The sequence below is a fragment of the Bordetella petrii genome, from assembly GCF_017356245.1.
GTDB lineage: Bacteria > Pseudomonadota > Gammaproteobacteria > Burkholderiales > Burkholderiaceae_B > Bordetella_A > Bordetella_A petrii_D.
This window is the reverse complement of sequence record NZ_JAFMZZ010000004.1, coordinates 898,928-920,816: the sequence shown is the minus strand read 5'-3', so window position 1 is coordinate 920,816 and position 21,889 is coordinate 898,928. Positions and strand designations below refer to the sequence as shown.

Sequence of the window (21,889 nt, the reverse complement as noted above, 5' to 3'; positions counted from 1 at the left end):
GGCTGCGGCGCGCTCAGTACAGCACCACCGAACGGATCGATTCGCCGCGCTTCATCAGGTCGAAGCCTTCGTTGATGCGTTCGAGCGGCAGGGTGTGGGTAATGAGGTCGTCGATATTGATCTTGCCTTCCATGTACCAGTCGACGATCTTGGGCACATCGGTGCGGCCGCGCGCGCCGCCGAAGGCCGAACCCTTCCATTGGCGGCCGGTCACCAGCTGGAATGGCCGGGTGCTGATCTCGGCGCCGGCCTCGGCCACGCCAATAATGATGGACTGGCCCCAGCCCTTGTGGCAGCACTCGAGCGCCTGGCGCATGACCTGCGTATTGCCGATGCATTCGAACGAGTAATCGGCCCCACCGTCCGTCAGCTGGACAATATGGTCAACCACGTTGTCGACCTCTTTGGGGTTGACGAAATGGGTCATGCCGAACTTGCGGGCCATGGCCTCGCGCTCGGGGTTCAGGTCGACGCCGATGATCTTGTCGGCGCCCACCATCCGGGCGCCCTGGATCACGTTCAGGCCGATGCCGCCCAGGCCGAACACCACCACGTTGGCGCCCGCCTCGACCTTGGCGGTGTACACCACGGCGCCCACGCCCGTGGTCACGCCGCAGCCGATGTAGCAGATCTTGTCGAAGGGGGCGTCTTCGCGCACCTTGGCCACGGCGATCTCGGGCACCACGATGTGGTTGGCGAAGGTGGACGTGCCCATGTAGTGGAACAGCGGCTTGCCGTCGAGCGAAAAGCGCGAGGTGGCATCCGGCATCAGGCCCTTGCCCTGGGTGGCGCGAATGGCCTGGCACAGGTTGGTCTTGCGCGACAGGCAGAACTTGCACTGGCGGCATTCAGGCGTATACAGGGGAATGACGTGGTCGCCCTTTTTCAGGGACGTAACGCCAGCCCCCACGTCCACCACGATGCCCGCGCCCTCGTGGCCCAGGATGGCCGGGAACAGGCCTTCCGGGTCGGCGCCCGACAGGGTGTAGTAATCGGTGTGACAGATGCCGGTGGCTTTCACTTCGATCAGTACTTCGCCGGCGCGCGGGCCTTCCAGGTCGACTTCTTCGATGGTGAGCGGGGCTCCGGCTTTCCAGGCGACGGCGGCTTTGGTCTTCATGCGAGGCTCCTGTCCAGGTATTTCCGCAACTGCTGCGTTTCAACGCCCGATGTTAACCTGCACAGGCGCACCGGCTTGCGGGGGTTGGGTGCAAATGTTTGCTGGCGGTGCTTGACCCCTCGACGGTTATGGCACTATTTATATATAGTTGATCGACCCTAACGTTCTTTCGGCCGCGCACGCCCCCAAACCCTATGGCCCGTCTGCCCCGTTTGTACGCCCCCGGGCTGCCCCAGCTGGTGCAGGCCAACTTCGTCCAGCCGCTGGCCGCCCCGTCGCAGCCGGCGCCGCAAGACGTCCTGAACCAGCTGGCGGCCTGGCTGGGCGATTCCGCCCAACGGCATCGCGTCGCGGTGCACGGCTGGGTGCTGGCCAACGACCGCATCCTGCTGCTGGCCACGCCCGCCGACGAAGAAGGCCTGCCGCGCCTGATGCAGACGCTGGGCCGCAACCTGGCGGCCCGCCTGCGCGGGGGCCGCGTGTTCGCCGGGCGCTACCGCTCGGCCCTGCTGGAACCCGGCGTATGGGTGCTGCCCGCGCTGGTCTGGCTGGAAACCTATCCGGTGCGCAGCGGCAGCGCCCACGATCCCGATTCCTGGCCCTGGTCGTCGGCCGGCAGCCATACCGGCAATACCGCCGCCGCCACGCCGCCTTCGCCCTGGCAGTCCGACCACGCCGATTACTGGGCCTGCGGCAATACGCCGTTCGACCGGCAGGCCAATTACCGGCGCCGCCTGCAAGAGGGCCTGTCGCGCGAACAAAGCCAGCGCATCGACCAGGCTGTGTCCGGCCAGTGGGCGCTGGGCGGCCCCAACTTCATCGCCAGCCTGGCCCATACCGCCAGCCGCCGCGTGGCGCCCGGCCAGCGCGGCCGCCCCCGCAAGAAGCCGGCCGAGGCCACCGGCCCCGGCGGCAACGGCACCCCCAGCACCTGATTTTTGCAGCGCACCATTCAGGTGTCAGGCTCCGCCAGGTGCCTGACTCCGCTGTATGCCGCAGTCGTCTCAGTCGTACGGTGTCAGGCGCCTGGCGGAGCCTGACACCTGAGTTGCCTGTGCGCATGCCGCGCATTCACTACAAAATTATGGGGACAAAACATCGGCTTTCACGGTTGAAACCCAGTGGAATTCACTACGATGGTTTTACCCTTCCATTCAACCCATTGATTTGGATGAAATAATAATACGTCCCTTTATATTTACATCAGAGACTTGATACTTATTATTAAGGGACACACCCTATTTATTCTTATTGCGCCCCCTGCCGTGCCGCAGTATCGTCGTGCCCTTGCACTGCAACATTCCGACGCAGATCCCTGCGGAGCGCGCCATGTCACCTACTTCCCAAGATACTTCCTGTCGCCCGGCGGAAACGCCCATCGATGCCCGCCGCATCGGCATTCCGGCGCCGCAGGGCCTGTACAGTCCCGAGCACGAACATGACGCCTGTGGCGTCGGTTTCGTCGCCCATATCAAGGGGCGCAAAAGCCACGCCATCATCCAGCAGGGCCTGAAGATCCTGGAAAACCTCGACCACCGCGGCGCGGTGGGGGCCGACAAGCTCATGGGCGACGGCGCGGGCATCCTGATCCAGATCCCCGACGCGCTGTACCGCGACGAAATGGGCCAGCAGGGCGTGGTGCTGCCGCCGCCGGGCGAATACGGCGTGGCCATGGTGTTCCTGCCCAAGGAAACGGCCTCGCGCCTGGCCTGCGAACAGGAACTCGAGCGCGCCGTGCGGGCCGAGGGCCAGATCGTGCTGGGCTGGCGCGACGTGCCGGTGGATGTCGACATGCCCATGTCGCCCACGGTGCGCTCGGTCGAGCCGGTGATCCGCCAGCTGTTCATCGGCCGCGGCGCCGACGTCATGGTGCCCGACGCGCTGGAACGCAAGCTGTACGTCATCCGCAAGACGGCCAGCCACGCCATTCAGGCCATGCGCCTGGCGCACGGCAAAGAATATTTCGTGCCCTCGGCCTCGGTGCGCACCGTGGTCTACAAGGGCCTGCTGCTGGCCGACCAGGTGGGCCGCTACTACCGCGACCTGGCCGACCCGCGCACCGTATCGGCGGTGGCCCTGGTGCACCAGCGCTTTTCCACCAATACCTTCCCGGCCTGGCCGCTGGCCCACCCCTACCGCATGATCGCGCACAACGGCGAGATCAACACCGTCAAGGGCAATTTCAACTGGCTGCGCGCCCGCGAAGGCATGATGCAGTCGGCCGTGCTGGGCGACGATCTGAAAAAGCTGTACCCCATCGTCTACGAAGGCCAGTCCGACACCGCCACGTTCGACAACTGCCTCGAACTGCTGGTGAACTCGGGCTATTCGCTGGCCCACGCCATGATGATGATGATCCCGGAAGCCTGGGAACAGCATACGCAAATGGACGAAAGCCGCCGCGCGTTCTATGAATACCACGCGGCCATGATGGAACCCTGGGACGGCCCGGCGGCCGTGGCCTTCACCGACGGCCGCCAGATCGGCGCCACGCTCGACCGCAACGGCCTGCGCCCGGCGCGCTACCTGATCACCGACGACGACATGGTCATCATGGCGTCCGAGGCCGGCACGCTGTCCATCCCCGAAAACCGCATCATCAAGAAATGGCGCCTGCAGCCGGGCAAGATGTTCCTCATCGACCTGGAGCAGGGGCGCATCATCGACGACGCCGAAATCAAGCTGCAGCTGGCCAACAACCGCCCGTACCGCCAATGGATCGAGCGCCTGCAGATCAAGCTGGAATCGCTGCCCGCGCCCAAGCCGGCCGCCCCGGCCACGCAGCCGGCCGTGTCGCTGCTCGACCGGCAGCAGGCCTTCGGCTGGACCCAGGAAGACTACAAGTTCATTCTCGAGCCCATGGCCGCCACCGGCGAAGAAGTCATCGGCTCGATGGGCAACGACGCGCCGCTGGCCGTGCTGTCGAACCGCGCCAAGCCGTTCTACAACTACTTCCGCCAGTTGTTCGCGCAGGTTACCAACCCGCCCATCGACCCCATCCGCGAACAGATGGTGATGTCGCTGGTGTCGTTCATCGGCCCCAAGCCCAACCTGCTGGACATCAACAACGTCAACCCGCCGCTGCGCCTGGAAGTGTCGCAGCCGGTGCTCGATTTCGCCGCCATGGCGCAGATCCGCGACATCGAACAGGCCACGGGCAAGAAATTCCGCAGCTATGAGCTCGACATCACCTATCCGGCGGCCTGGGGCTCGGAAGGCATCGAGGCGCGCGTGGCGGCGCTGTGCGCGCGCGCCGTCGACGCGGTGCAAAGCGGCTACAACATCCTGATCGTGTCCGACCGCCTGGTCGACAGCGAACGCGTCGCCATCCCGGCCCTGCTGGCCACCTCGGCGGTGCACCAGCACCTGATCCGCGCCGGCCTGCGCACCGCCACCGGCCTGGTAGTGGAAACCGGCTCAGCCCGCGAAGTGCACCATTTCGCGCTGCTGGGCGGCTATGGCGCCGAGGCCATCCACCCGTACCTGGCGCTGGAATCGCTGAGCCGCATGGCCAATCCCGAAAAGGCCGCCAAGAACTTCATCAAGGCGATCGGCAAGGGGCTGAACAAGGTCATGTCCAAGATGGGCATCTCGACCTACATGTCGTACACCGGCGCGCAGATCTTCGAAGCCGTGGGCCTGCAACGCGCCCTGGTCGACAAGTACTTCACCGGCACGGCCTCCAACGTCGAAGGCATCGGCATCTTCCAGGTGGCCGAAGAAGCGCTGCGCCAGCATCGCGCCGCCTTCAGCACCGACCCGGTGCTGGCCAACGACCTGGACGCGGGCGGCGAATACGCCTTCCGCGTGCGCGGCGAAGAGCACATGTGGACCCCCGACTCCATCGCCAAGCTGCAGCATGCCTCGCGCGCCAACAACTACCGCACGTACAAAGAGTACGCGCAGATCATCAACGACCAGAGCCGCCGCCACATGACGCTGCGCGGCCTGTTCGAGTTCCGCTTCGACCCGGCGCGCGCCATTGCGCTCGACGAAGTCGAGCCGGCCAAGGAAATCGTCAAGCGCTTCGCCACCGGCGCCATGTCGCTGGGCTCCATTTCCACTGAAGCCCACACGGTGCTGGCGGTGGCCATGAACCGCATCGGCGGCAAGTCGAACACCGGCGAGGGCGGCGAAGACGAACTGCGCTACCGCGCCGAAATGCGCGACGGCAAGAGCACCGTCAAAGACGGCGACACCCTGGCGTCGCTGCTGGGCGGCGAACGCATCGAGGCCGACGTGGCCCTGAAGGCCGGCGACTCGCTGCGTTCGCGCATCAAGCAGGTGGCGTCGGGCCGCTTCGGCGTCACCGCCGAATACCTGGCCAGCGCCGACCAGATCCAGATCAAGATGGCGCAGGGCGCCAAGCCCGGCGAAGGCGGCCAGCTGCCCGGCCACAAGGTGTCCGACTACATCGCCAAGCTGCGCTATTCGGTGCCGGGCGTGGGTCTGATCTCGCCCCCGCCGCACCACGACATCTATTCCATCGAAGACCTGGCCCAGCTCATCCACGACCTGAAAAACGTCAACAGCAAGTCGTCGATCTCGGTCAAGCTGGTGTCGGAAGTGGGCGTGGGCACCGTGGCGGCCGGCGTGGCCAAGGCCAAGGCCGACCACGTCGTGATCGCCGGCCACGACGGCGGCACCGGCGCGTCGCCCGTGTCGTCGATCAAGCACGTGGGCACGCCCTGGGAACTGGGCCTGGCCGAAACCCAGCAGACGCTGGTGCTGAACCGCCTGCGCAGCCGCATCCGCGTGCAGGCCGACGGCCAGATGAAAACCGGCCGCGACGTCGTCATCGGCGCGCTGCTGGGCGCCGATGAATTCGGCTTCGCCACCGCGCCGCTGGTGGTCGAGGGCTGCATCATGATGCGCAAGTGCCACCTGAACACCTGCCCGGTGGGCGTGGCCACGCAAGACCCGGTGCTGCGCCGCAAGTTCCAGGGCAAGCCCGAGCACGTGGTGAACTTCTTCTTCTTCATCGCCGAAGAAGTGCGCGAAATCATGGCGCAGCTGGGCATCCGCAAGTTCGACGACCTGATCGGCCGCGCCGATCTGCTCGACATGCGCGCCAGCATCGACCACTGGAAAGCGCAGGGCCTGGACTTCAGCCGCGTGTTCTACCAGCCCCAGGTCGATACCGAAAAGCGCCAGACCGAAGCGCAAGACCACGGCCTGGCCGGTGCGCTGGACCACCTGCTCATCGAACGCAGCAAGCCCGCCCTGGAGCGCGGCGAAAAAGTGTCGTTCATCACGCCGGTGCGCAACCGCAACCGCACCGTGGGCGCCATGCTGTCGGGCGCGCTGGCGGCGCGCTACGGCCACGAAGGGCTGCCCGACGACACCATCCATATCCAGTGCAACGGCACCGCGGGGCAAAGCTTCGGCGCGTTCCTGGCGCACGGCATCACGCTGGACCTGGTGGGCGAAGGCAATGACTACGTCGGCAAGGGCCTGTCGGGCGGCCGCATCATCGTGCGCTCGCCCAACGACTTCCGCGGCTTCGGCCCCGACCACATCATCGTCGGCAACACCGTGCTGTACGGCGCGCTGGCCGGCGAGGCCTTCTTCAATGGCGTGGCCGGCGAGCGCTTCGCCGTGCGCAACTCGGGCGCGGCCGCCGTGGTGGAAGGCACCGGCGACCACGGCTGCGAGTACATGACCGGCGGCACGGTAGTGGTGCTGGGCTCCACGGGCCGCAACTTCGCCGCCGGCATGTCGGGCGGCGTGGCCTACGTGTGGGATCCGGACCGCAGCTTCAAGCACCGCTGCAACCTGTCCATGGTCGAGCTCGAAGCCATCGCCCCGCACGCCGAGCAGCAGGCGCAGAACAGCCGCGAAGACTGGCACAGCGCGCAGCGCGGCGGCGAACGCGAAACCGACGAAACCATCCTGCGCCGGCTTATCGAAGACCACTTCCGCTACACCGGCAGTTTCCGCGCCCGCGAAATCCTGGGCGACTGGGAAGCCTCGCGCGGCAAGTTCATCAAGGTCATGCCGACCGACTACCGCCGTGCATTGGGCGAAATGTGGCGCGCAGCCAATCCGGAACAACTGGCTGCCTAAGGATCAACCATGGGAAAAATCACTGGCTTTATGGAATTTCAGCGGCTGCAGGAAGCCTCTGAAGCGCCGCAGAAGCGCCTGAAGAACTGGCGCGAATTCGTCCTGCACCTGAACGACGAACAGTCCAAGCAGCAGGCGGCCCGCTGCATGGACTGCGGCATCCCGTTCTGCAACAACGGCTGCCCGGTCAACAACATCATCCCCGACTGGAACGACCTGGTGTACCGGCAAGAGTGGCGCCGCGCGCTCGACGTGCTGCATTCCACCAACAACTTCCCCGAGTTCACCGGCCGCATCTGCCCGGCGCCGTGCGAAGCGGCCTGTACCCTCAACATCAACAGCGACGCGGTCGGCATCAAGTCCATCGAGCACGCCATCATCGACAAGGGCTGGGCCGAAGGCTGGGTGGTGCCGCAGATGCCGGCGCGCAAGACGGGCAAGAAAGTCGCCGTGGTGGGCTCCGGCCCGGCCGGCCTGGCCGCGGCGCAGCAGCTGGCGCGCGCCGGCCATTCGGTCACGGTGTTCGACAAGAGCGACCGCATCGGCGGCCTGCTGCGCTACGGCATTCCCGACTTCAAGCTGGAAAAATCGCAGATCGACCGCCGCATCGCCCAAATGGAAGCCGAGGGCGTGGAGTTCGCGCCGTCCACCTATATCGGCAACCCGGCCGACCCGGTGGCCGACGGCCTGACGGTGCGCACGCCCGACTCGCTGCTGGCCGATTTCGACGCCGTGGTCATGAGCGGCGGCTCGGAAACCCCGCGCGACCTGCCGGTGCCCGGCCGCGAACTCGATGGCGTGTATTTCGCCATGGATTTCCTGCGCCAGCAGAACAAGGCCGTGGCGGGCGACCGCCTTACCGGCCAGACGCTGGCCAAGGGCAAGCATGTGGTGGTGATCGGCGGCGGCGATACCGGCTCGGACTGCGTAGGCACCAGCAACCGCCAGGGCGCGGCCTCGGTCACTCAGTTCGAACTGATGCCGCAGCCGCCCGAATCCGAAAACAAACCGCTGGTCTGGCCGTACTGGCCCCTGAAGCTGCGCACCTCGTCGTCGCACGAAGAGGGCTGCGAGCGCGATTGGGCGGTGACCACCAAGCTGCTCAAGGGCAGCGACGGCAAGGTCGAAAAGCTGGTGGGCTCACGCGTCGAATGGTTCAAGGACGAAGCCACCGGCCAGATGAAAATGCGCGAGGCCGAAGGCTCGGAATTCGAAATCCAGGCCGACCTGGTGCTGCTGGCCATGGGCTTCGTGTCGCCCGTGCAGAACGTGCTGGACGCCTTTGGCGTGGACCGCGACGCGCGCGGCAACGTGCGCGCCAACACCGACGACTACCGTACCAGCGTCGACAAGGTCTTCGCGGCCGGCGACATGCGCCGCGGCCAGTCGCTGGTGGTGTGGGCCATTCGCGAAGGCCGGCAGTGCGCCCGCGCGGTCGACGAATACCTGATGGGTTCCAGCGAACTGCCGCGCTAAAGCCCCAGCCCGCCCGCAAGCCTCAACAGCAAGGTGTCTGGCCTCCCGACGGGGGCCAGACACCTTTTCTATTGCGGCCCCAATTAATAACCCTATTACTGACATGGATCAAGCCGGCCTTCGCGGCGGCCTGACACCCTCTCTATTGCCGAGAAACATCGGCTTCTTACGGAGAGCTTCATGTCATTACGTACCCTCCTGGCTACCACCCTGTGCACGGCCGGACTGGCCGCTGTCCCCGCATCCGCCCACGAAGCGGGCGACTGGCTGTTCAAGCTGGGCGTGACGCAAGTCAGCCCGAAATCCGGCAACGGCAGCGTGCTGGATGGCGCTGTCGACCTGGATATCAGCAGCAATGTGCGTCCCAGCTTCACCATCGGCTACATGGCCACGCGGCATATCGGCATCGAACTGCTGGGCGCCTGGCCGTTCCAGCACGATATCCGCGGCAGCGGCGGCCTGGGCAAGATCGGCGCCACGAAACACTTGCCGCCCACCCTCAGCCTGCAGTGGCATTTCCTGCCCGACAGCACAGTGCAGCCCTATGTGGGCGTGGGCCTGAACTACACACATTTCTTCGACACCCAGGCCCGCGGCGCGCTGGCCGGTTCCGACCTGAAGCTGGGCGATTCGTGGGGCCTGGCCGGGCAACTGGGCGTGGACATCAAGCTCGACGACCGCTGGTTCCTGAACGCCGACCTGCGCTATATCGACATCTCGTCGAAAGTGAAGCTGGACGGCCGGCGCATCGGCACGGCGCGCATCGACCCGTGGGTGGCCACGCTGGGCGTGGGGTACCGCTTCTAGCCGGCCGCCTCGCCGGGCAGCCCGGCGCGCAAGGCGTCCAGCGCGGGCGACTGGTGCCCGCGGCGCCACACCAGCATGGTGCGCGCCTGGGCAAAAGGCTGCGGCAGGGCGCGCACCCGCAGCGTGGCCCCGGCCTGCAGCACGCCCAGCACCGAGCGCGGCACAATGGCCACGCCCGTGCCGGCGGCCACGCAGGCCACGATGGCGTGATACGAGGCGAACTCCATGATGTTGCCGGGCGCCACGTTTTCCCGGGCCAGCCAGGCTTCCAGGATGCGGCGGTACGAACATCCGGTGCTGAAAGCGATGAGCGTGGCGCCGCGCAAGTCTTGCGCCCGCGCCACCGGCGGACGGGCCAGGGGAGAAATCAGCGCCAGGTCTTCGGTGAAAGCGGGCACGGCATCCAGGCCGTCTTCGGCGTAGGGCCGGGCCACGAACGCGGCTTCGATATCGCCGCGGTGCACCTGGTTGACCAGCGCGCCGCTGGTGCCCGACACCAGTTCAATGCGCACCTGGGGCCAGGCGCCGTGATAGGCCGCCAGAATGGGCGGCAACCGCGCCGCCGCCGTGCTTTCCATGGTGCCCACGCGCAGCAGGCCGCCCGGCGCGCCGGCGCGCAAAGCCGCCTGCGCTTCGTCCGACAGCTGCAGCAGGCGCTCGGCGTAATCCAGCAGCACACGGCCCTGCGCCGACAGCACCAGGCGCCGGTTCTGGCGCTGGAACAGCGTGGCGCCCAGCGCGCTTTCAAGCTGGCGCAGCCGGGTAGACACATTGGATTGCACCCGGTTCAGGTGCGCGGCAGCGCGCGCCACCCCGCCGCGCTCGGCCACGGCCTTGAATATCTGCAGCGCATCGAGATCCAAGTTTCTCATTTCAAGAACTTATATTCTCTATTATTCACTTTTCATGATAATCATACTCGCCTAGACTGGCCGCATGCCAGCCGCCTCGATCCCCCGCTCATCCTTCCCTCTGCTTCTGGCCTGGCCCGGCCTGGCCGCCCTGGCGGTCGCCATGGGCATCGGCCGGTTCGCCTTCACCCCGTTGTGGCCGCTGATGGCCCAGGACGCCGGCCTCAGCCTGGCGCAGGGCGGCTGGCTGGCCTCGGCCAACTATGCCGGCTACCTGCTGGGCGCCCTGGCGGCGGTGGCGTTTCCCATCCGGCGCCTGCGCGCGGGCCTGCTGGGCAGCCTGGCCGCCGCCGGCCTGCTGACGCTGGCCATGGGCCAGCTCGACGGCATGGCGGCCTGGCTGGCGCTGCGCCTGGCGGCCGGCTATGCCAGCGCCTGCACCTTCATCTGCGTGGCCGCCTGGCGCCCCGTGCCGGCCGGCGACCCGCGCGAAGGGCCGGTCATGAACTGGACTTACGCCGGCGTGGGCATCGGCATCGCCGCCAGCGGGCTGGCCTGTCTGGCGCTGATGCGGCAGGGCGCGGGGGCGGACGCCAGCTGGCGGGCGCTGGGCGTGCTGGCGTTGGCGGCCAGCGCCCTGGTGGCGATCGCCTTGGCGCGCTCGCCCGGCCCCGCTTCGGCCCCGGCCGCCGCGCCGGCCGCCCCGGACCAGCCGGCGCCGGCCGCCCCTGGCGACCGCGGCGCGCGCTGGCTGGTGCCGCATTACGGGCTGTTCGGCATGGGCTATATCGTGCCGGCCACGTTCCTGCCCGCCATGGCCAAGGCGCAGGTGCCCGACCCCGCCGTGTTCGGCTGGGTATGGCCCTGCTTCGGCGCCGCGGCCGCCGTGTCCTGCCTGCTGGCGCCGCGCCTGGCGCGCGGCCGCGACGAACGGCGCATCTGGCGCGCCGCCCAATTGCTGATGGCCGCCGGCATGGCGGCGCCGGCCCTGCTGGATTCGCTGGGCGCCATCGCCCTGGCGGCGCTGCTGGTGGGCGGCACGTTCGTGGTCATCACCCAGGCCGGCATGCAGGCCGCCCGGCGCGGCGCCGGCGCCAACGCCGCCCGCGCCGCGGCCGCCATGACGGCCGCCTTCGCCCTGGGCCAGATCCTGGGCCCGCTGGCCGCGGCATGGGCGGCCCGCCATGGCATCGGGCTGCCGGCCGTGCTGGCGGCCAGCGCGGCGCTGCTGGCGGCCGGGGCGCTGGCGCTGCCGCAGCGGGCGTAGTGGCCCGCCGGGCAAGCAGCGCGGGGCGATCACCGCGTGCAACCCGAAAATGGGCGCAAGTGACCAAAAATGGCAACATAAGGCTGCAATAAGGTCACCATTGGGCACACAAGCGGCGGCACAAGGGCACGTTACAATGGTCGCCGCCGCCGGGGCCCACCTTTGCCGGCCCCGGCCCACTTGCCATTGCCCATGCCCGAAACCACTACCAATAGCCCGGACCTCGCCCTGTCGCTCGACGGGGTGGCGCTGGGCTATGGCGACTTCACGGTATTGCAGGACATCAACATGGCCGTCCAGGCAGGCCAGGTGGTGGCCGTCATGGGCGGCTCGGGCTCGGGCAAGACCACGCTGCTGCGCGCGGCCACCGGCCAGTTGCCGGCGCTGCGCGGCCAGGTGCGGGTATTCGGCACCGATATCGGCCAGGCCGGCGGCGACGGCGTGCAGGCCCTGCGCAAGCGCATGGGCGTGCTGTTCCAGCAGGGCGCGCTGTTCACCGACCTGAACGTCTTCGAAAACGTCGCCTTCCCGCTGCGCGAGCACACCCGCCTGCCCGAACCCGAAGTCACCGCGCGGGTGCTCGACAAACTCGACGCGGTCGGCCTGCGGGCCGCCGCGCACCTGCGGGTGGCCGAGATCTCCGGCGGCATGTCGCGGCGCGTGGCGCTGGCCCGCGCCGTGGTGCTGGAACCCGAACTCATCCTGTACGACGAGCCCTTCGCCGGCCTGGACCCGATCTCCATGGGCATCACCGCCCGCCTGATCCGCGACCTGGCCGACCGCCTGCACTGCGCCTCGGTGCTGATCACGCACGACGTGCAAGAATCCTTCGCCATCGCCGACCAGGTCTATTTAGTGGGGCAAGGGCGGCTGGTGGCCGCCGGCACGCCGCAAACGCTGTCCGACTCGCAAGACCCGTACGTCAGGCAGTTCCTGCGCGGCGAACCCGACGGGCCGGTGGCCTTCCAGTACCCCGACACGCCGGCCTTCCAGGCCTGGCTGGCGCAACAAGAAGGACGCAAACCATGAGCGGGCCGATACAGGCGCTGGGCGGCTGGGTGCGCGCGCAGGTCAGCGGCGTGGGGTTCTTCACCCGGTTCCTGGGCGCCATGCTGGCGCGCAGCGGCATCGCCGTGTCGCGCCCGCGGCTGGTGTCTCAGCAAGTCCATTTCATCGGCAACTATTCGCTGCTGATCATCATCGTATCCGGCATGTTCGTGGGCTTCGTGCTCGGGCTGCAGGGCTACTACACGCTGAACCGCTACGGGTCCGAAGAGGCCCTGGGCCTGCTGGTGGCGCTGTCGCTGGTGCGCGAACTGGGCCCGGTAGTCACCGCCCTGCTGTTCGCCGGGCGGGCCGGCACCTCGCTGACCGCCGAAATCGGCCTCATGAAAGCCGGCGAGCAGCTTGCCGCCATGGAAGTCATGGCGGTCGACCCCATGCGGCGCGTGCTGGTGCCGCGCTTCTGGGGCGGCATCATCGCCATGCCGGTGCTGGCCGCCGTGTTTTCCATGGTGGGCATCCTGGGCGGCTGGGTGGTGGGCGTGCTGCTCATCGGCGTCGACGCCGGCGCGTTCTGGTCGCAGATGCAGAACGGCGTCGATGTCTGGAACGACGTAGCCAACGGCGTGCTGAAAAGCCTGGTGTTCGGCGTTACCGTCACCCTGGTGGCGCTTTACGAAGGCTGGCAGGCGCGGCCCACGCCCGAAGGCGTGGCGCGCGCCACCACGCGCACCGTGGTGGTGGGCTCGCTGGCGGTGCTGGGCCTCGACTTCCTACTTACCGCCCTGATGTTTGGCAATTGATACGGATTCATCATGTCACGCGAAAAAACCGATTTCTGGGTAGGGCTCTTCGTGCTGCTGGGCGCCGCCGCGCTGGTGTTCCTGGCCCTGCGGGCCGGCAATCTCAGCAGCTTTTCGTTTGCCCCCACCTACACCCTGACCGCCAACTTCGACAACATCGGGGGCCTGAAGGCCCGCGCCCCGGTCAAGAGCGCCGGCGTGGTGGTGGGCCGGGTCGGCAAGATCAGCTTCGACGACAAGGTCTTCCAGGCCGTGGTCACGCTGAACCTGGAAGAAGGCTACCAATTCCCCAAAGATTCCTCCGCGTCCATCCTGACTTCGGGCCTGCTGGGCGAACAATACGTGGGGCTGTCGGCCGGCAGCGAAGAAGACAACTTCGCCGACGGCGGAAAAATCCGCTACACCCAGAGCGCTGTCGTGCTGGAACAGCTGATCAGCAAGTTCCTGTACGGCACCGCCGAAAAACAGGGCTCTGCGCCGGGGAATTGACGTCTTTTCCCGCCGCGCCCTACATAATTGCCCGTCAACCGCGCATGGCTGCCACGCCGGCACACTGAGAACCGACCCGAACTTTCTCCCGGGGCCCGTCCGATCATGAATATGCCTACTTACGCCCGCTTTGCCTCCGCCCTGGCCGCATGCGCCCTGACGGCGGGCTGCGCCACGCCCGGCAACCCCGACCCGCGCGACCCCTGGGAAGGCTTCAACCGCGGCGTGTACAAGTTCAACGACACGGTCGACCGCGCGCTGCTCAAGCCCGTGGCGCAGGCCTATACCTACGTCACTCCGCAGCCCGTGCGCAGCTGCATCCACAACATATTCAGCAACGTGGGCGACCTCTGGGGCGCCACCAACAGCTTCCTGCAGGGCCGCGGCCACGACTTCGTCAACACCCTGGGGCGCTTCCTGTTCAACACCACCATGGGCATCGGCGGCTGCTTCGACGTGGCCTCGGCCAACGGGGCGCGCAAGATCCCCAACGATTTCGGCACCACGCTGGGCGTGTGGGGCTTCGGCCAGGGCCCGTACCTGGTGCTGCCGCTGCTGGGCGCCAGCTCGGTGCGTGACGGCGTGGGCCTGATCGGAGACTGGCAGGGCGGCATCGTCACCTATTCCAACCCGGGCGCCATTGAAAACACCCGCTGGCGCAACTCGCTGTGGGGCCTCGACATCGTCGACACCCGCGCCAGCCTGCTCGACACCACCGACATGGTCGACCGGGTCGCGCTCGACCCGTACAGCTTCGTGCGCGACGCGTACCTGCAGCGCCGTGCCGCCATGGTGCGCGGCACCGCCACCGGCGAAGGCAGCCTGCCCGATTACAGCGACGACAGCCTGCCCGACTACAGTGACGATGGCGACGACGCGGCAGCGCCCACCTCCGCGCCGGCTGCGGCCCAGCCGGCCGCGCCCGCGCCCAAGCCGTAACGGCGCGGCGCCCCCTTCCAGCAAGGAGTTCTCATGCGGTTTCCTGTCTATTCCCTGTTGCAGCGCCTGTTCCTGGCAGGCGTGCTCGGCCTGCTGGCCGCCACCGCCGCCCAGGCCAAGCCCGACCCCCATGGCGCGCCCGACAAGTTCGTGCTGGATGCGGCCAACGAAGCCCTGGACGCGCTCAAGGGCGACAGCCAGCTGCGTTCGGGCGACCTGGCCCGCGTCAATCAGGCGGTCGACACGTACATCCTGCCCTACGTCGATTTCCGCAAGACCACCCGGCTGGCCGCCGGCCGCTACTGGCGCCAGGCCACCCCCGAACAGCAGACGGCGCTGGCCGACGCGTTCCGGGGCACCCTGATCCGCACCTACAGCGGCGCCCTGACCGGGGTTACCCAGGCCACCACCATCAAGCTGCTGCCGTTTCGCGGCGACCCCAACGCCGACGACGTGGTGGTGCGCAGCCTGATCACCCAGGCCAACGGGCAGCCGGTGGGCGTGGACTACCGGCTGGAAAAAGACCCCCAGCAGGGCTGGCGCATCTACGACATGAACGTCGAAGGCATCTGGCTGATCCAGAACTACCGCAACCAGTTCGCCCAGCAGATCAACCAGTCCGGCATCGACGGCCTGATCAAGGCCCTGAACCAGCGCAACCAGTAAGCCGCGCGCCGGCCGCGGCCGGGCCGCGGCCGCCATTTATAATGGGCGATTCGCTCTTTCCAGGGCTATCCCGCCGCTGTCATGTCCGCCGTCAGTCTAGACCACGTCTCCAAGATCTACCCGCCGCGCTCGCCGGGCTGGAAAAAGCTGCTTGGGCACACCGCCGGCCCCGGCTTCCAGGCCCTGAACGACGTCAGCCTCACCATCGAGCCGGGTGAATTCTTCGGCCTGCTGGGCCCCAACGGCGCCGGCAAGACCACCCTGATTTCCATCCTGGCCGGCCTGGCCCGCGCCACCGGCGGCCGCGCCAGCGTGTGCGGCTACGATGTCGCCGCCGACTACAAATCGGCCCGCCGCGCCCTGGGCGTGGTGCCGCAAGAGCTGGTCTACGACCCGTTCTTCACCGTGCGCGAAACCCTGCGCATCCAGTCCGGCTATTTCGGCCTGCGCAAAAACGACGACTGGATCGACGAAATCCTGTTCAACCTGGGGCTGGCCGACAAGGCCAACGCCAACATGCGCGCGCTGTCGGGCGGCATGAAGCGGCGCGTGCTGGTGGCCCAGGCGCTGGTGCACCGGCCGCCCGTCATCGTGCTCGACGAGCCCACCGCGGGCGTCGACGTCGACCTGCGACGCACCCTGTGGGAATTCATCTCGCGCCTGAACAAGGCCGGCCACACCATCATGCTTACCACGCACTACCTGGAAGAAGCCGAGGCGCTGTGCGGGCGCATCGCCATGCTCAAGGGCGGCCGCATCGTGGCGCTGGACACCACCCAGGCGCTGCTGGCGCGCGTGGGCGGCGTCGACCTCGAAGACGCCTTCGTGCGCATCATGCACCGCGACGACGCCCCCGTGGCCGACCTCGAACCCGAAGAGATCGCCTCGTGACCCCGCCGCTTACTCCCGCCGCGCCGCTGGTGCAGCCCCGCCTGGATGCCGGCTCGGGCTTTCCCACCCTGTTGCGCAAAGAACTGCTGCGCTTCTGGAAAGTCGCCTTCCAGACCATCGCCGCCCCGGTGGTCACGGCCTTGCTGTACCTGCTGGTGTTCGCCCACGTGCTGGAAGGGCGCGTCATGGTGTACGGCACCGTGCCGTACACCTCGTTCCTGATCCCCGGGCTGATGATGATGAGCATGCTGCAGAATGCCTTCGCCAACCCGTCGTCGTCGCTGATCCAGAGCCGCATCACCGGCAACCTGGTGTTCGTGCTGCTGCCGCCGCTGTCGCACCGCGAGATCTTCTCGGCCTACCTGCTGGCGGCCATGGCGCGCGGCCTGGCGGTGGGCGCCTGTGTGTGGCTGGTGGCCATATGCTTCACGCCGCTGCCGCCGGCCCATCCGGTCTGGATCGTGGTCTTCGCCATCCTGGCCAGCGGCATCATGGGCACGCTGGGCCTGGTGGCCGGGCTGTGGTCCGAGAAATTCGACCAGCTGGCGGTTTTCCAGAACTTCCTGATCATGCCGGCCACGTTCTTGTCCGGCGTGTTCTATTCCATCCACACGCTGCCGCCGTTCTGGCAGGCGGTGTCGCACTGGAACCCCATCTTCTACACTATCGACGGCTTCCGCTACGGGTTTTTCTCGATGTCGGATGTCTCGCCGTGGCACAGCCTGGCCGTGGTATCGGGAGTCTTCGCCGTGCTGGCGATCTTCACGATGCGGCTGCTGGCCAGCGGCTACAAACTCAGGAACTGACGTCCATGCTACCCACCCCCGAGCAGGTCCGCCAATACATCGCCGACGGCCTGCCCTGCGACCACCTGGACGTGCAGGGCGACGGCTCGCACTTCGACGCGGTCATCGTCAGCCCGGCCTTCGAAGGCAAGCGCCTGATCGCGCGGCACCAGTTGGTGTACGCCGCGCTGGGCGAACGCATGAAGGCCGAAATCCACGCGCTGTCCATGCGCACCATGACTCCCGAAGAATACGCCAAGGCAGGCAACTGATGGACAAGCTACGCATCACCGGCGGCGCGCAACTGCGCGGCGAAATCGCCATCTCGGGCGCCAAGAACTCGGCCCTGCCCATCCTGTGCGCCGGCCTGCTCACCGCCGACCCGGTGGTGCTGGCCAACGTGCCCGACCTGAACGACACCTCTACCATGCTGCGCCTGCTGGCCCGCATGGGTGTGCGGGCCGAGCGCGGCGCCGACGGCATCGTCACCCTGCAGGCCAGCCAGCTCGACAAGCTCGAGGCCCCCTACGACCTGGTCAAGACCATGCGCGCGTCCATCCTGGTGCTGGGGCCGCTGCTGGCGCGCTTCGGCCAGGCGCGCGTCAGCCTGCCGGGCGGCTGCACCATCGGCCAGCGGCCGGTCGACCAGCACATCAAGGGCATGGCGGCCCTGGGCGCCGATATCCGCATCGAACACGGCTTCGTGGTGGCGCAGGCCACGCGCCTGAAGGGCGCCTCCATCCGCACCGACATGGTCACCGTGACGGGCACCGAAAACCTGCTGATGGCCGCCGTGCTGGCCGAAGGGCAGACCGTGCTCGAAAACGCCGCTCGCGAGCCCGAAATCGTCGACCTGGCCGAACTGCTCATCAAGATGGGCGCCCGCATCCAGGGCCAGGGCACCGACCGCATCGTCATCGACGGCGTGGCCAGCCTGCACGGCGCCGAACACAGCGTCATCCCCGACCGCATCGAGGCCGGCACGTTCCTGTGCGCCGTGGGCGCGGCCGGCGGTGACATCACGCTGCGCAATGCCGCCCCCGATACCCTGGGCGCCACGCTCGACAAGCTGGTCGAGGCGGGCCTCACCATCGAAACCGGCCCCGACTGGATCCGCGGCGCCATGCAGGGCCGGCCGCGCGCGGTGGGCGCGCGCACCCACGAATACCCCGGCTTCGCCACCGACATGCAGGCCCAGCTGATGGCGCTGGACACCGTGGCGCAGGGCACCGCCGTCATCGTCGAGAACATCTTCGAGAACCGCTACATGCACGTGCAGGAACTGCGCCGCATGGGCGCCGATATCGACATCGACGGCCACACCGCCGTGGTGCGCGGCGTGGCCCGCCTGTCGGGCGCCGCCGTCATGGCCACCGACCTGCGCGCCTCGGCGAGCCTGGTCATCGCCGGCCTGGCCGCCGAAGGCCAGACCCAGGTCGACCGCATCTACCACCTGGACCGCGGCTACGACAAAATGGAAGTCAAACTGCGCGCCCTGGGCGCCGACATCCAGCGCCTGACGGGCAAGGAATCCGCATGAGCCCCGCATCCGCCGCGCCCATCACCCTGGCGCTGTCCAAGGGCCGCATTTTCGAAGAAACCCTGCCGCTGCTGGCCGAAGCCGGCATCGAGGTCGCCGAGAACCCCGAAAGCTCGCGCAAGCTGATCCTGCCCACCAGCGATCCGGCCCTGCGGCTGATCATCGTGCGCGCCTCCGATGTGCCCACCTATGTGCAGTACGGCGCGGCCGACCTGGGCATCGCCGGCAAAGACGTGCTGATCGAGCACGCCGCCCAGCACCCGGGCGGGCTGTACCAGCCCATCGACCTCGACATCGCCAAGTGCCGGCTGTGCGTGGCGGTGCGCAACGGCTTCGACTACCAGGCCGCGGTGCACCAGGGCGCGCGCCTGCGCGTGGCCACCAAATACGTCCAGTCGGCCCGCGAGCACTTCGCCGCCAAGGGCGTGTACGTCGACATCATCAAGCTGTACGGCTCCATGGAGCTCGCCCCCCTGGTCGGGCTGGCCGACTGCATCGTCGACCTGGTGTCGTCGGGCGGCACCCTGCGCGCCAACGACCTGGTCGCCGTCGAAGACATCATGGCCATTTCGTCGCGCCTGATCGTCAACCAGGCCTCGCTCAAGACCCGCGGCGCCCGCCTGCAGCCCCTGCTGCAGGCGTTCCAGCGGGCCGCCTCGGGAGCCGCCCGCCCCTGAAGCGGCCGCCGGCGCGCCGCGCCCGCTACACTATGTCTTTGCCTGCGGCGGCGGCCACCCGCAATAGCGCCGTCGCGGGTGTATTTTCTGTTCTTCCGTAACGCCATGGCCGCCCTGATCAACCGCCTCGATTCCCGCCAGCCGGGCTTTGCTTCCGCACTGTCCAAACTGCTGGCCTTCGAGGCCGCCGAAGACGAATCCATCGACCGCGCCGCCGCCGGCATCCTGGCCGACATACGCGGCCGCGGCGATGCCGCGCTGCTCGAATACACCCAGCGCTTCGACCGGGTGGCCGCCGCCACGGCGGAAGCGCTGGAAATCCCCAAGGCCGACTGGCATGCCGCGCTGGCCGCGCTGCCGGCCGCGCAGCGCAACGCGCTGGAAATCGCCGCCGAGCGCGTGCGCGCCTATCACGAGCACCAGCGCGGCGAAACCTGGACCTACACCGACTCCGAAGGCAATCTGCTGGGCCAGCAGATCACGCCGCTGGACCGCGTGGGCCTGTACGTGCCCGGCGGCAAGGCGGCCTATCCGTCGTCGGTGCTGATGAACGCCATCCCCGCCAAGGTGGCCGGGGTGCCCGAGCTCGTCATGGTCACGCCCACCCCCGACGGGGTGCGCAATCCCATCGTGCTGGCCGCCGCCGCCATTGCCGGCGTGGACCGCGCCTTCGCCATCGGCGGCGCGCAGGCCATCGGCGCGCTGGCCTACGGCACCGCCACCGTACCGGCGGTCGACAAGATCGTCGGCCCGGGCAACGCCTACGTGGCCGCCGCCAAGCGGCGGGTGTTCGGCACCGTGGGCATCGACATGATCGCCGGCCCCAGCGAAATCCTGGTCATCTGCGACGGCAAGACGCCGGCCGACTGGATCGCCATGGACCTGTTTTCCCAGGCCGAGCACGACGAGCTGGCCCAGTCCATCCTGCTGTGCCCCGACGCCGCCTTCATCGATGAAGTCGAGGCCGCCATCGCCCGCCTGCTGCCCACCATGCCGCGCGCCGACATCCTGCGCGTCAGCCTGGCCAACCGCGGCGCCCTGATTCTGGTGCGCGACCTGGAAGAAGCCTGCGCCATCGCCAACGACATCGCCCCCGAGCACCTCGAAATCTCCACCGAGCAGCCCGAGCACTGGACCTCCCGCATCCGCCACGCGGGCGCCATCTTCATGGGCCGGTTCAGTTCCGAATCGCTGGGCGACTACTGCGCCGGCCCCAATCACGTGCTGCCCACGTCGCGCACGGCGCGCTTTTCGTCGCCGCTGGGTGTCTACGACTTCCAGAAGCGGTCCAGCCTGATCCAGGTATCGCGGCAGGGCGCGCAGACGCTGGGCCGCATCGCCGCCGAACTGGCCCTGGGCGAAGGCCTGCCGGCGCACGCCGCCAGCGCGCAGTACCGGCTGGACACCCAATGAACGCCGACACCGCGGCCGGCCGCGTCGCCGCCACGGTCCGGGACGACATCCGCGCGCTGACGGCCTATCCGGTGCCGCCGGCGGCCGACGGCATCAAGCTCGATGCCATGGAATGCCCCTACGCGCTGCCCGATGCCGTGCGCAATGACATCGCCCGCGCGGTGCGCGATACCGCCCTGAACCGCTACCCGCCCGGCGACACCGCCGCGCTGGCCAATGACGTCCGGCAGGCCTTCGGCATCCCGCCCCAGGCCGGCCTGCTGTTCGGCAACGGCTCGGACGAGCTCATCCACCTGATCGTGCAGGCCTGTTGCCAGCCCGGCGACACGGTGCTGTCGCCCTGGCCGTCGTTCGTGTACTTCGACATGGCGGCGCGCTTCGACCACGCCCGCTTCGTGGGCGTGCCGCTGACGGCCGACCTGCAGCTCGACCTGCCCGCCATGCTGCAGGCCATCGAGCGCCACCGCCCCAAGGTGGTGTTCCTGGCGCTGCCCAACAACCCCACCGGCGGGCTGTGGCCCGACGCGGCCGTGCAGGCCATCCTGGACGCCGCCCCCGGCCTGGTGGTGCTGGACGAGGCCTACCAGCCCTTTGCCGGCCACACCTGGATGCCGCGCCTGCCCGGGCTGCCGCAGGCCGTGGTGCTGCGCACCGTGTCCAAGATCGGCCTGGCCGGCCTGCGCTTCGGCTACCTGGCCGGCCACCCCGACTGGATCGCGCAGTTCGACAAGGTGCGTCCGCCGTACAACCTGAACGTGCTCACCCAGGCCGCCCTGCGCGCCGTGCTGCGCCACAAGCCGGTGCTCGACGGGCAGGCCGCGCGGCTGCGCGCCGACCGCGAGCCCCTGGCGGCCGGCCTGGCGGCCCTGCCCGGGGTCACTGTCTACAGCAGCGCCGGCAACTTCCTGCTTGCGCGCTTTTCCGGCCAGCCGGACGGCAACGCCGTGCATCTTGCCCTGAAAACGCGCAAAATACTGGTCAAGAACTTCTCGGGCGCCCACCCGCTGCTGGCCGACTGCCTGCGCATCTCGGTAGGCACGCCCGACGAAAACCGCGCGCTGCTGCGCGCCCTGCAAGATATCCTCAGTTCCAATTAG

19 protein-coding genes are annotated in these 21,889 nt (G+C 68.1%); 17 read left to right on the top strand and 2 right to left on the bottom strand.

All coding sequences use genetic code 11. The features are described from left to right. Window positions 1-13: 13 nt before the first annotated feature. The gene (locus J2P76_RS22455) at window positions 14-1,120 is read right to left on the bottom strand and encodes an S-(hydroxymethyl)glutathione dehydrogenase/class III alcohol dehydrogenase (protein ID WP_207410187.1); all 1,107 of its coding nucleotides are present in this window, start codon (window positions 1,118-1,120) and stop codon (window positions 14-16) included. A 194-nt stretch (window positions 1,121-1,314) separates the two neighbouring features. Here J2P76_RS22455 and J2P76_RS22450 point away from each other — a divergent pair, with 194 nt between their 5' ends. The 4 genes from J2P76_RS22450 (at window position 1,315) to J2P76_RS22435 (ending at window position 9,469) form a co-directional block, all read left to right on the top strand. Beyond that, window positions 1,315-2,055 carry a hypothetical protein gene (locus tag J2P76_RS22450; protein WP_207410185.1) on the top strand — a complete coding sequence of 247 codons (741 nt, stop codon included), beginning with the start codon at window positions 1,315-1,317 and terminating at the stop codon, window positions 2,053-2,055. Window positions 2,056-2,449: 394 nt separating this feature from the next. Continuing rightward, window positions 2,450-7,186 (top strand): glutamate synthase-related protein, encoded by a 4,737-nt coding sequence (locus tag J2P76_RS22445; RefSeq protein ID WP_207410183.1) that lies wholly within the window; start codon window positions 2,450-2,452, stop codon window positions 7,184-7,186. Window positions 7,187-7,195: 9 nt separating this feature from the next. Beyond that, window positions 7,196-8,662 (top strand): glutamate synthase subunit beta, encoded by a 1,467-nt coding sequence (locus J2P76_RS22440; RefSeq protein WP_207410181.1) that lies wholly within the window; start codon window positions 7,196-7,198, stop codon window positions 8,660-8,662. 180 nt (window positions 8,663-8,842) lie between these two features. Further along, on the top strand, window positions 8,843-9,469 hold the full coding sequence (locus J2P76_RS22435; protein ID WP_207410179.1) for an OmpW/AlkL family protein: 627 nt from the start codon (window positions 8,843-8,845) through the stop codon (window positions 9,467-9,469). Here the strand turns inward: J2P76_RS22435 and J2P76_RS22430 are convergent. Then, complete coding sequence (locus J2P76_RS22430; RefSeq protein ID WP_207410178.1) at window positions 9,466-10,341, bottom strand: LysR family transcriptional regulator; 876 nt, start codon at window positions 10,339-10,341, stop codon at window positions 9,466-9,468. The two genes, J2P76_RS22435 and J2P76_RS22430, sit on opposite strands and share 4 nt — an antisense overlap. Window positions 10,342-10,405: 64 nt before the next feature. On the opposite strand from J2P76_RS22430, the gene J2P76_RS22425 reads away from it, so the two are divergent. From J2P76_RS22425 to hisC, 13 genes are all read left to right on the top strand, one after another. Continuing rightward, window positions 10,406-11,587 carry a YbfB/YjiJ family MFS transporter gene (locus J2P76_RS22425; protein ID WP_207410176.1) on the top strand — a complete coding sequence of 394 codons (1,182 nt, stop codon included), beginning with the start codon at window positions 10,406-10,408 and terminating at the stop codon, window positions 11,585-11,587. Between the two features lie 192 nt (window positions 11,588-11,779). After that, window positions 11,780-12,616 (top strand): ABC transporter ATP-binding protein, encoded by an 837-nt coding sequence (locus J2P76_RS22420; RefSeq protein WP_207410174.1) that lies wholly within the window; start codon window positions 11,780-11,782, stop codon window positions 12,614-12,616. Continuing rightward, the gene (mlaE, locus tag J2P76_RS22415) at window positions 12,613-13,392 is read left to right on the top strand and encodes a lipid asymmetry maintenance ABC transporter permease subunit MlaE (RefSeq protein WP_207410172.1); all 780 of its coding nucleotides are present in this window, start codon (window positions 12,613-12,615) and stop codon (window positions 13,390-13,392) included. Before J2P76_RS22420 ends, mlaE begins: the two co-directional genes overlap by 4 nt. A gap of 12 nt (window positions 13,393-13,404) precedes the next feature. Further along, a complete protein-coding gene (gene mlaD, locus J2P76_RS22410) occupies window positions 13,405-13,881 on the top strand; it encodes an outer membrane lipid asymmetry maintenance protein MlaD (RefSeq protein WP_207410170.1) in 477 nt (158 codons plus the stop codon). A 105-nt stretch (window positions 13,882-13,986) separates the two neighbouring features. Continuing rightward, complete coding sequence (locus J2P76_RS22405; protein WP_207410168.1) at window positions 13,987-14,820, top strand: MlaA family lipoprotein; 834 nt, start codon at window positions 13,987-13,989, stop codon at window positions 14,818-14,820. A gap of 33 nt (window positions 14,821-14,853) precedes the next feature. Next, entirely contained in the window at window positions 14,854-15,486 is a 633-nt protein-coding gene (locus tag J2P76_RS22400) for an MlaC/ttg2D family ABC transporter substrate-binding protein (RefSeq protein ID WP_207410165.1), read from the top strand. A gap of 81 nt (window positions 15,487-15,567) precedes the next feature. Continuing rightward, window positions 15,568-16,377, top strand: a complete 810-nt coding sequence (locus J2P76_RS22395; RefSeq protein ID WP_207410163.1) for an ABC transporter ATP-binding protein — start codon at window positions 15,568-15,570, stop codon at window positions 16,375-16,377. Further along, a complete protein-coding gene (locus J2P76_RS22390; protein ID WP_207410161.1) occupies window positions 16,374-17,183 on the top strand; it encodes an ABC transporter permease in 810 nt (269 codons plus the stop codon). Before J2P76_RS22395 ends, J2P76_RS22390 begins: the two co-directional genes overlap by 4 nt. Before the next feature lie 5 nt (window positions 17,184-17,188). Then, window positions 17,189-17,434, top strand: coding sequence for a BolA family protein (locus J2P76_RS22385; protein ID WP_207410159.1), 246 nt, complete (start codon window positions 17,189-17,191; stop codon window positions 17,432-17,434). Next, window positions 17,434-18,702 carry a UDP-N-acetylglucosamine 1-carboxyvinyltransferase gene (gene murA, locus J2P76_RS22380; protein WP_207410157.1) on the top strand — a complete coding sequence of 423 codons (1,269 nt, stop codon included), beginning with the start codon at window positions 17,434-17,436 and terminating at the stop codon, window positions 18,700-18,702. The genes J2P76_RS22385 and murA overlap by 1 nt, the downstream gene beginning before the upstream one ends. Beyond that, entirely contained in the window at window positions 18,699-19,379 is a 681-nt protein-coding gene (gene hisG, locus J2P76_RS22375) for an ATP phosphoribosyltransferase (protein ID WP_207410155.1), read from the top strand. The genes murA and hisG overlap by 4 nt, the downstream gene beginning before the upstream one ends. A 105-nt stretch (window positions 19,380-19,484) precedes the next feature. Continuing rightward, complete coding sequence (gene hisD, locus J2P76_RS22370; RefSeq protein ID WP_207410153.1) at window positions 19,485-20,792, top strand: histidinol dehydrogenase; 1,308 nt, start codon at window positions 19,485-19,487, stop codon at window positions 20,790-20,792. Further along, window positions 20,789-21,889 (top strand): histidinol-phosphate transaminase, encoded by a 1,101-nt coding sequence (gene hisC / locus J2P76_RS22365; RefSeq protein ID WP_207410151.1) that lies wholly within the window; start codon window positions 20,789-20,791, stop codon window positions 21,887-21,889. Before hisD ends, hisC begins: the two co-directional genes overlap by 4 nt.

Coding starts and splice junctions, on each gene's coding strand:
- J2P76_RS22450 (WP_207410185.1), top strand. CDS start 1,315: ATGGCCCGTCTGCCCCGTTTGTACGCCCCCGGGCTGCCCCAGCTGGTG.
- J2P76_RS22425 (WP_207410176.1), top strand. CDS start 10,406: ATGCCAGCCGCCTCGATCCCCCGCTCATCCTTCCCTCTGCTTCTGGCC.
- hisC (WP_207410151.1), top strand. CDS start 20,789: ATGAACGCCGACACCGCGGCCGGCCGCGTCGCCGCCACGGTCCGGGAC.
- J2P76_RS22400 (WP_207410165.1), top strand. CDS start 14,854: ATGCGGTTTCCTGTCTATTCCCTGTTGCAGCGCCTGTTCCTGGCAGGC.
- J2P76_RS22385 (WP_207410159.1), top strand. CDS start 17,189: ATGCTACCCACCCCCGAGCAGGTCCGCCAATACATCGCCGACGGCCTG.
- J2P76_RS22445 (WP_207410183.1), top strand. CDS start 2,450: ATGTCACCTACTTCCCAAGATACTTCCTGTCGCCCGGCGGAAACGCCC.
- J2P76_RS22420 (WP_207410174.1), top strand. CDS start 11,780: ATGCCCGAAACCACTACCAATAGCCCGGACCTCGCCCTGTCGCTCGAC.
- mlaD (WP_207410170.1), top strand. CDS start 13,405: ATGTCACGCGAAAAAACCGATTTCTGGGTAGGGCTCTTCGTGCTGCTG.
- J2P76_RS22405 (WP_207410168.1), top strand. CDS start 13,987: ATGAATATGCCTACTTACGCCCGCTTTGCCTCCGCCCTGGCCGCATGC.
- J2P76_RS22435 (WP_207410179.1), top strand. CDS start 8,843: ATGTCATTACGTACCCTCCTGGCTACCACCCTGTGCACGGCCGGACTG.
- J2P76_RS22395 (WP_207410163.1), top strand. CDS start 15,568: ATGTCCGCCGTCAGTCTAGACCACGTCTCCAAGATCTACCCGCCGCGC.
- hisD (WP_207410153.1), top strand. CDS start 19,485: ATGGCCGCCCTGATCAACCGCCTCGATTCCCGCCAGCCGGGCTTTGCT.
- mlaE (WP_207410172.1), top strand. CDS start 12,613: ATGAGCGGGCCGATACAGGCGCTGGGCGGCTGGGTGCGCGCGCAGGTC.
- hisG (WP_207410155.1), top strand. CDS start 18,699: ATGAGCCCCGCATCCGCCGCGCCCATCACCCTGGCGCTGTCCAAGGGC.
- J2P76_RS22440 (WP_207410181.1), top strand. CDS start 7,196: ATGGGAAAAATCACTGGCTTTATGGAATTTCAGCGGCTGCAGGAAGCC.
- murA (WP_207410157.1), top strand. CDS start 17,434: ATGGACAAGCTACGCATCACCGGCGGCGCGCAACTGCGCGGCGAAATC.
- J2P76_RS22430 (WP_207410178.1), bottom strand. CDS start 10,341: ATGAGAAACTTGGATCTCGATGCGCTGCAGATATTCAAGGCCGTGGCC.
- J2P76_RS22455 (WP_207410187.1), bottom strand. CDS start 1,120: ATGAAGACCAAAGCCGCCGTCGCCTGGAAAGCCGGAGCCCCGCTCACC.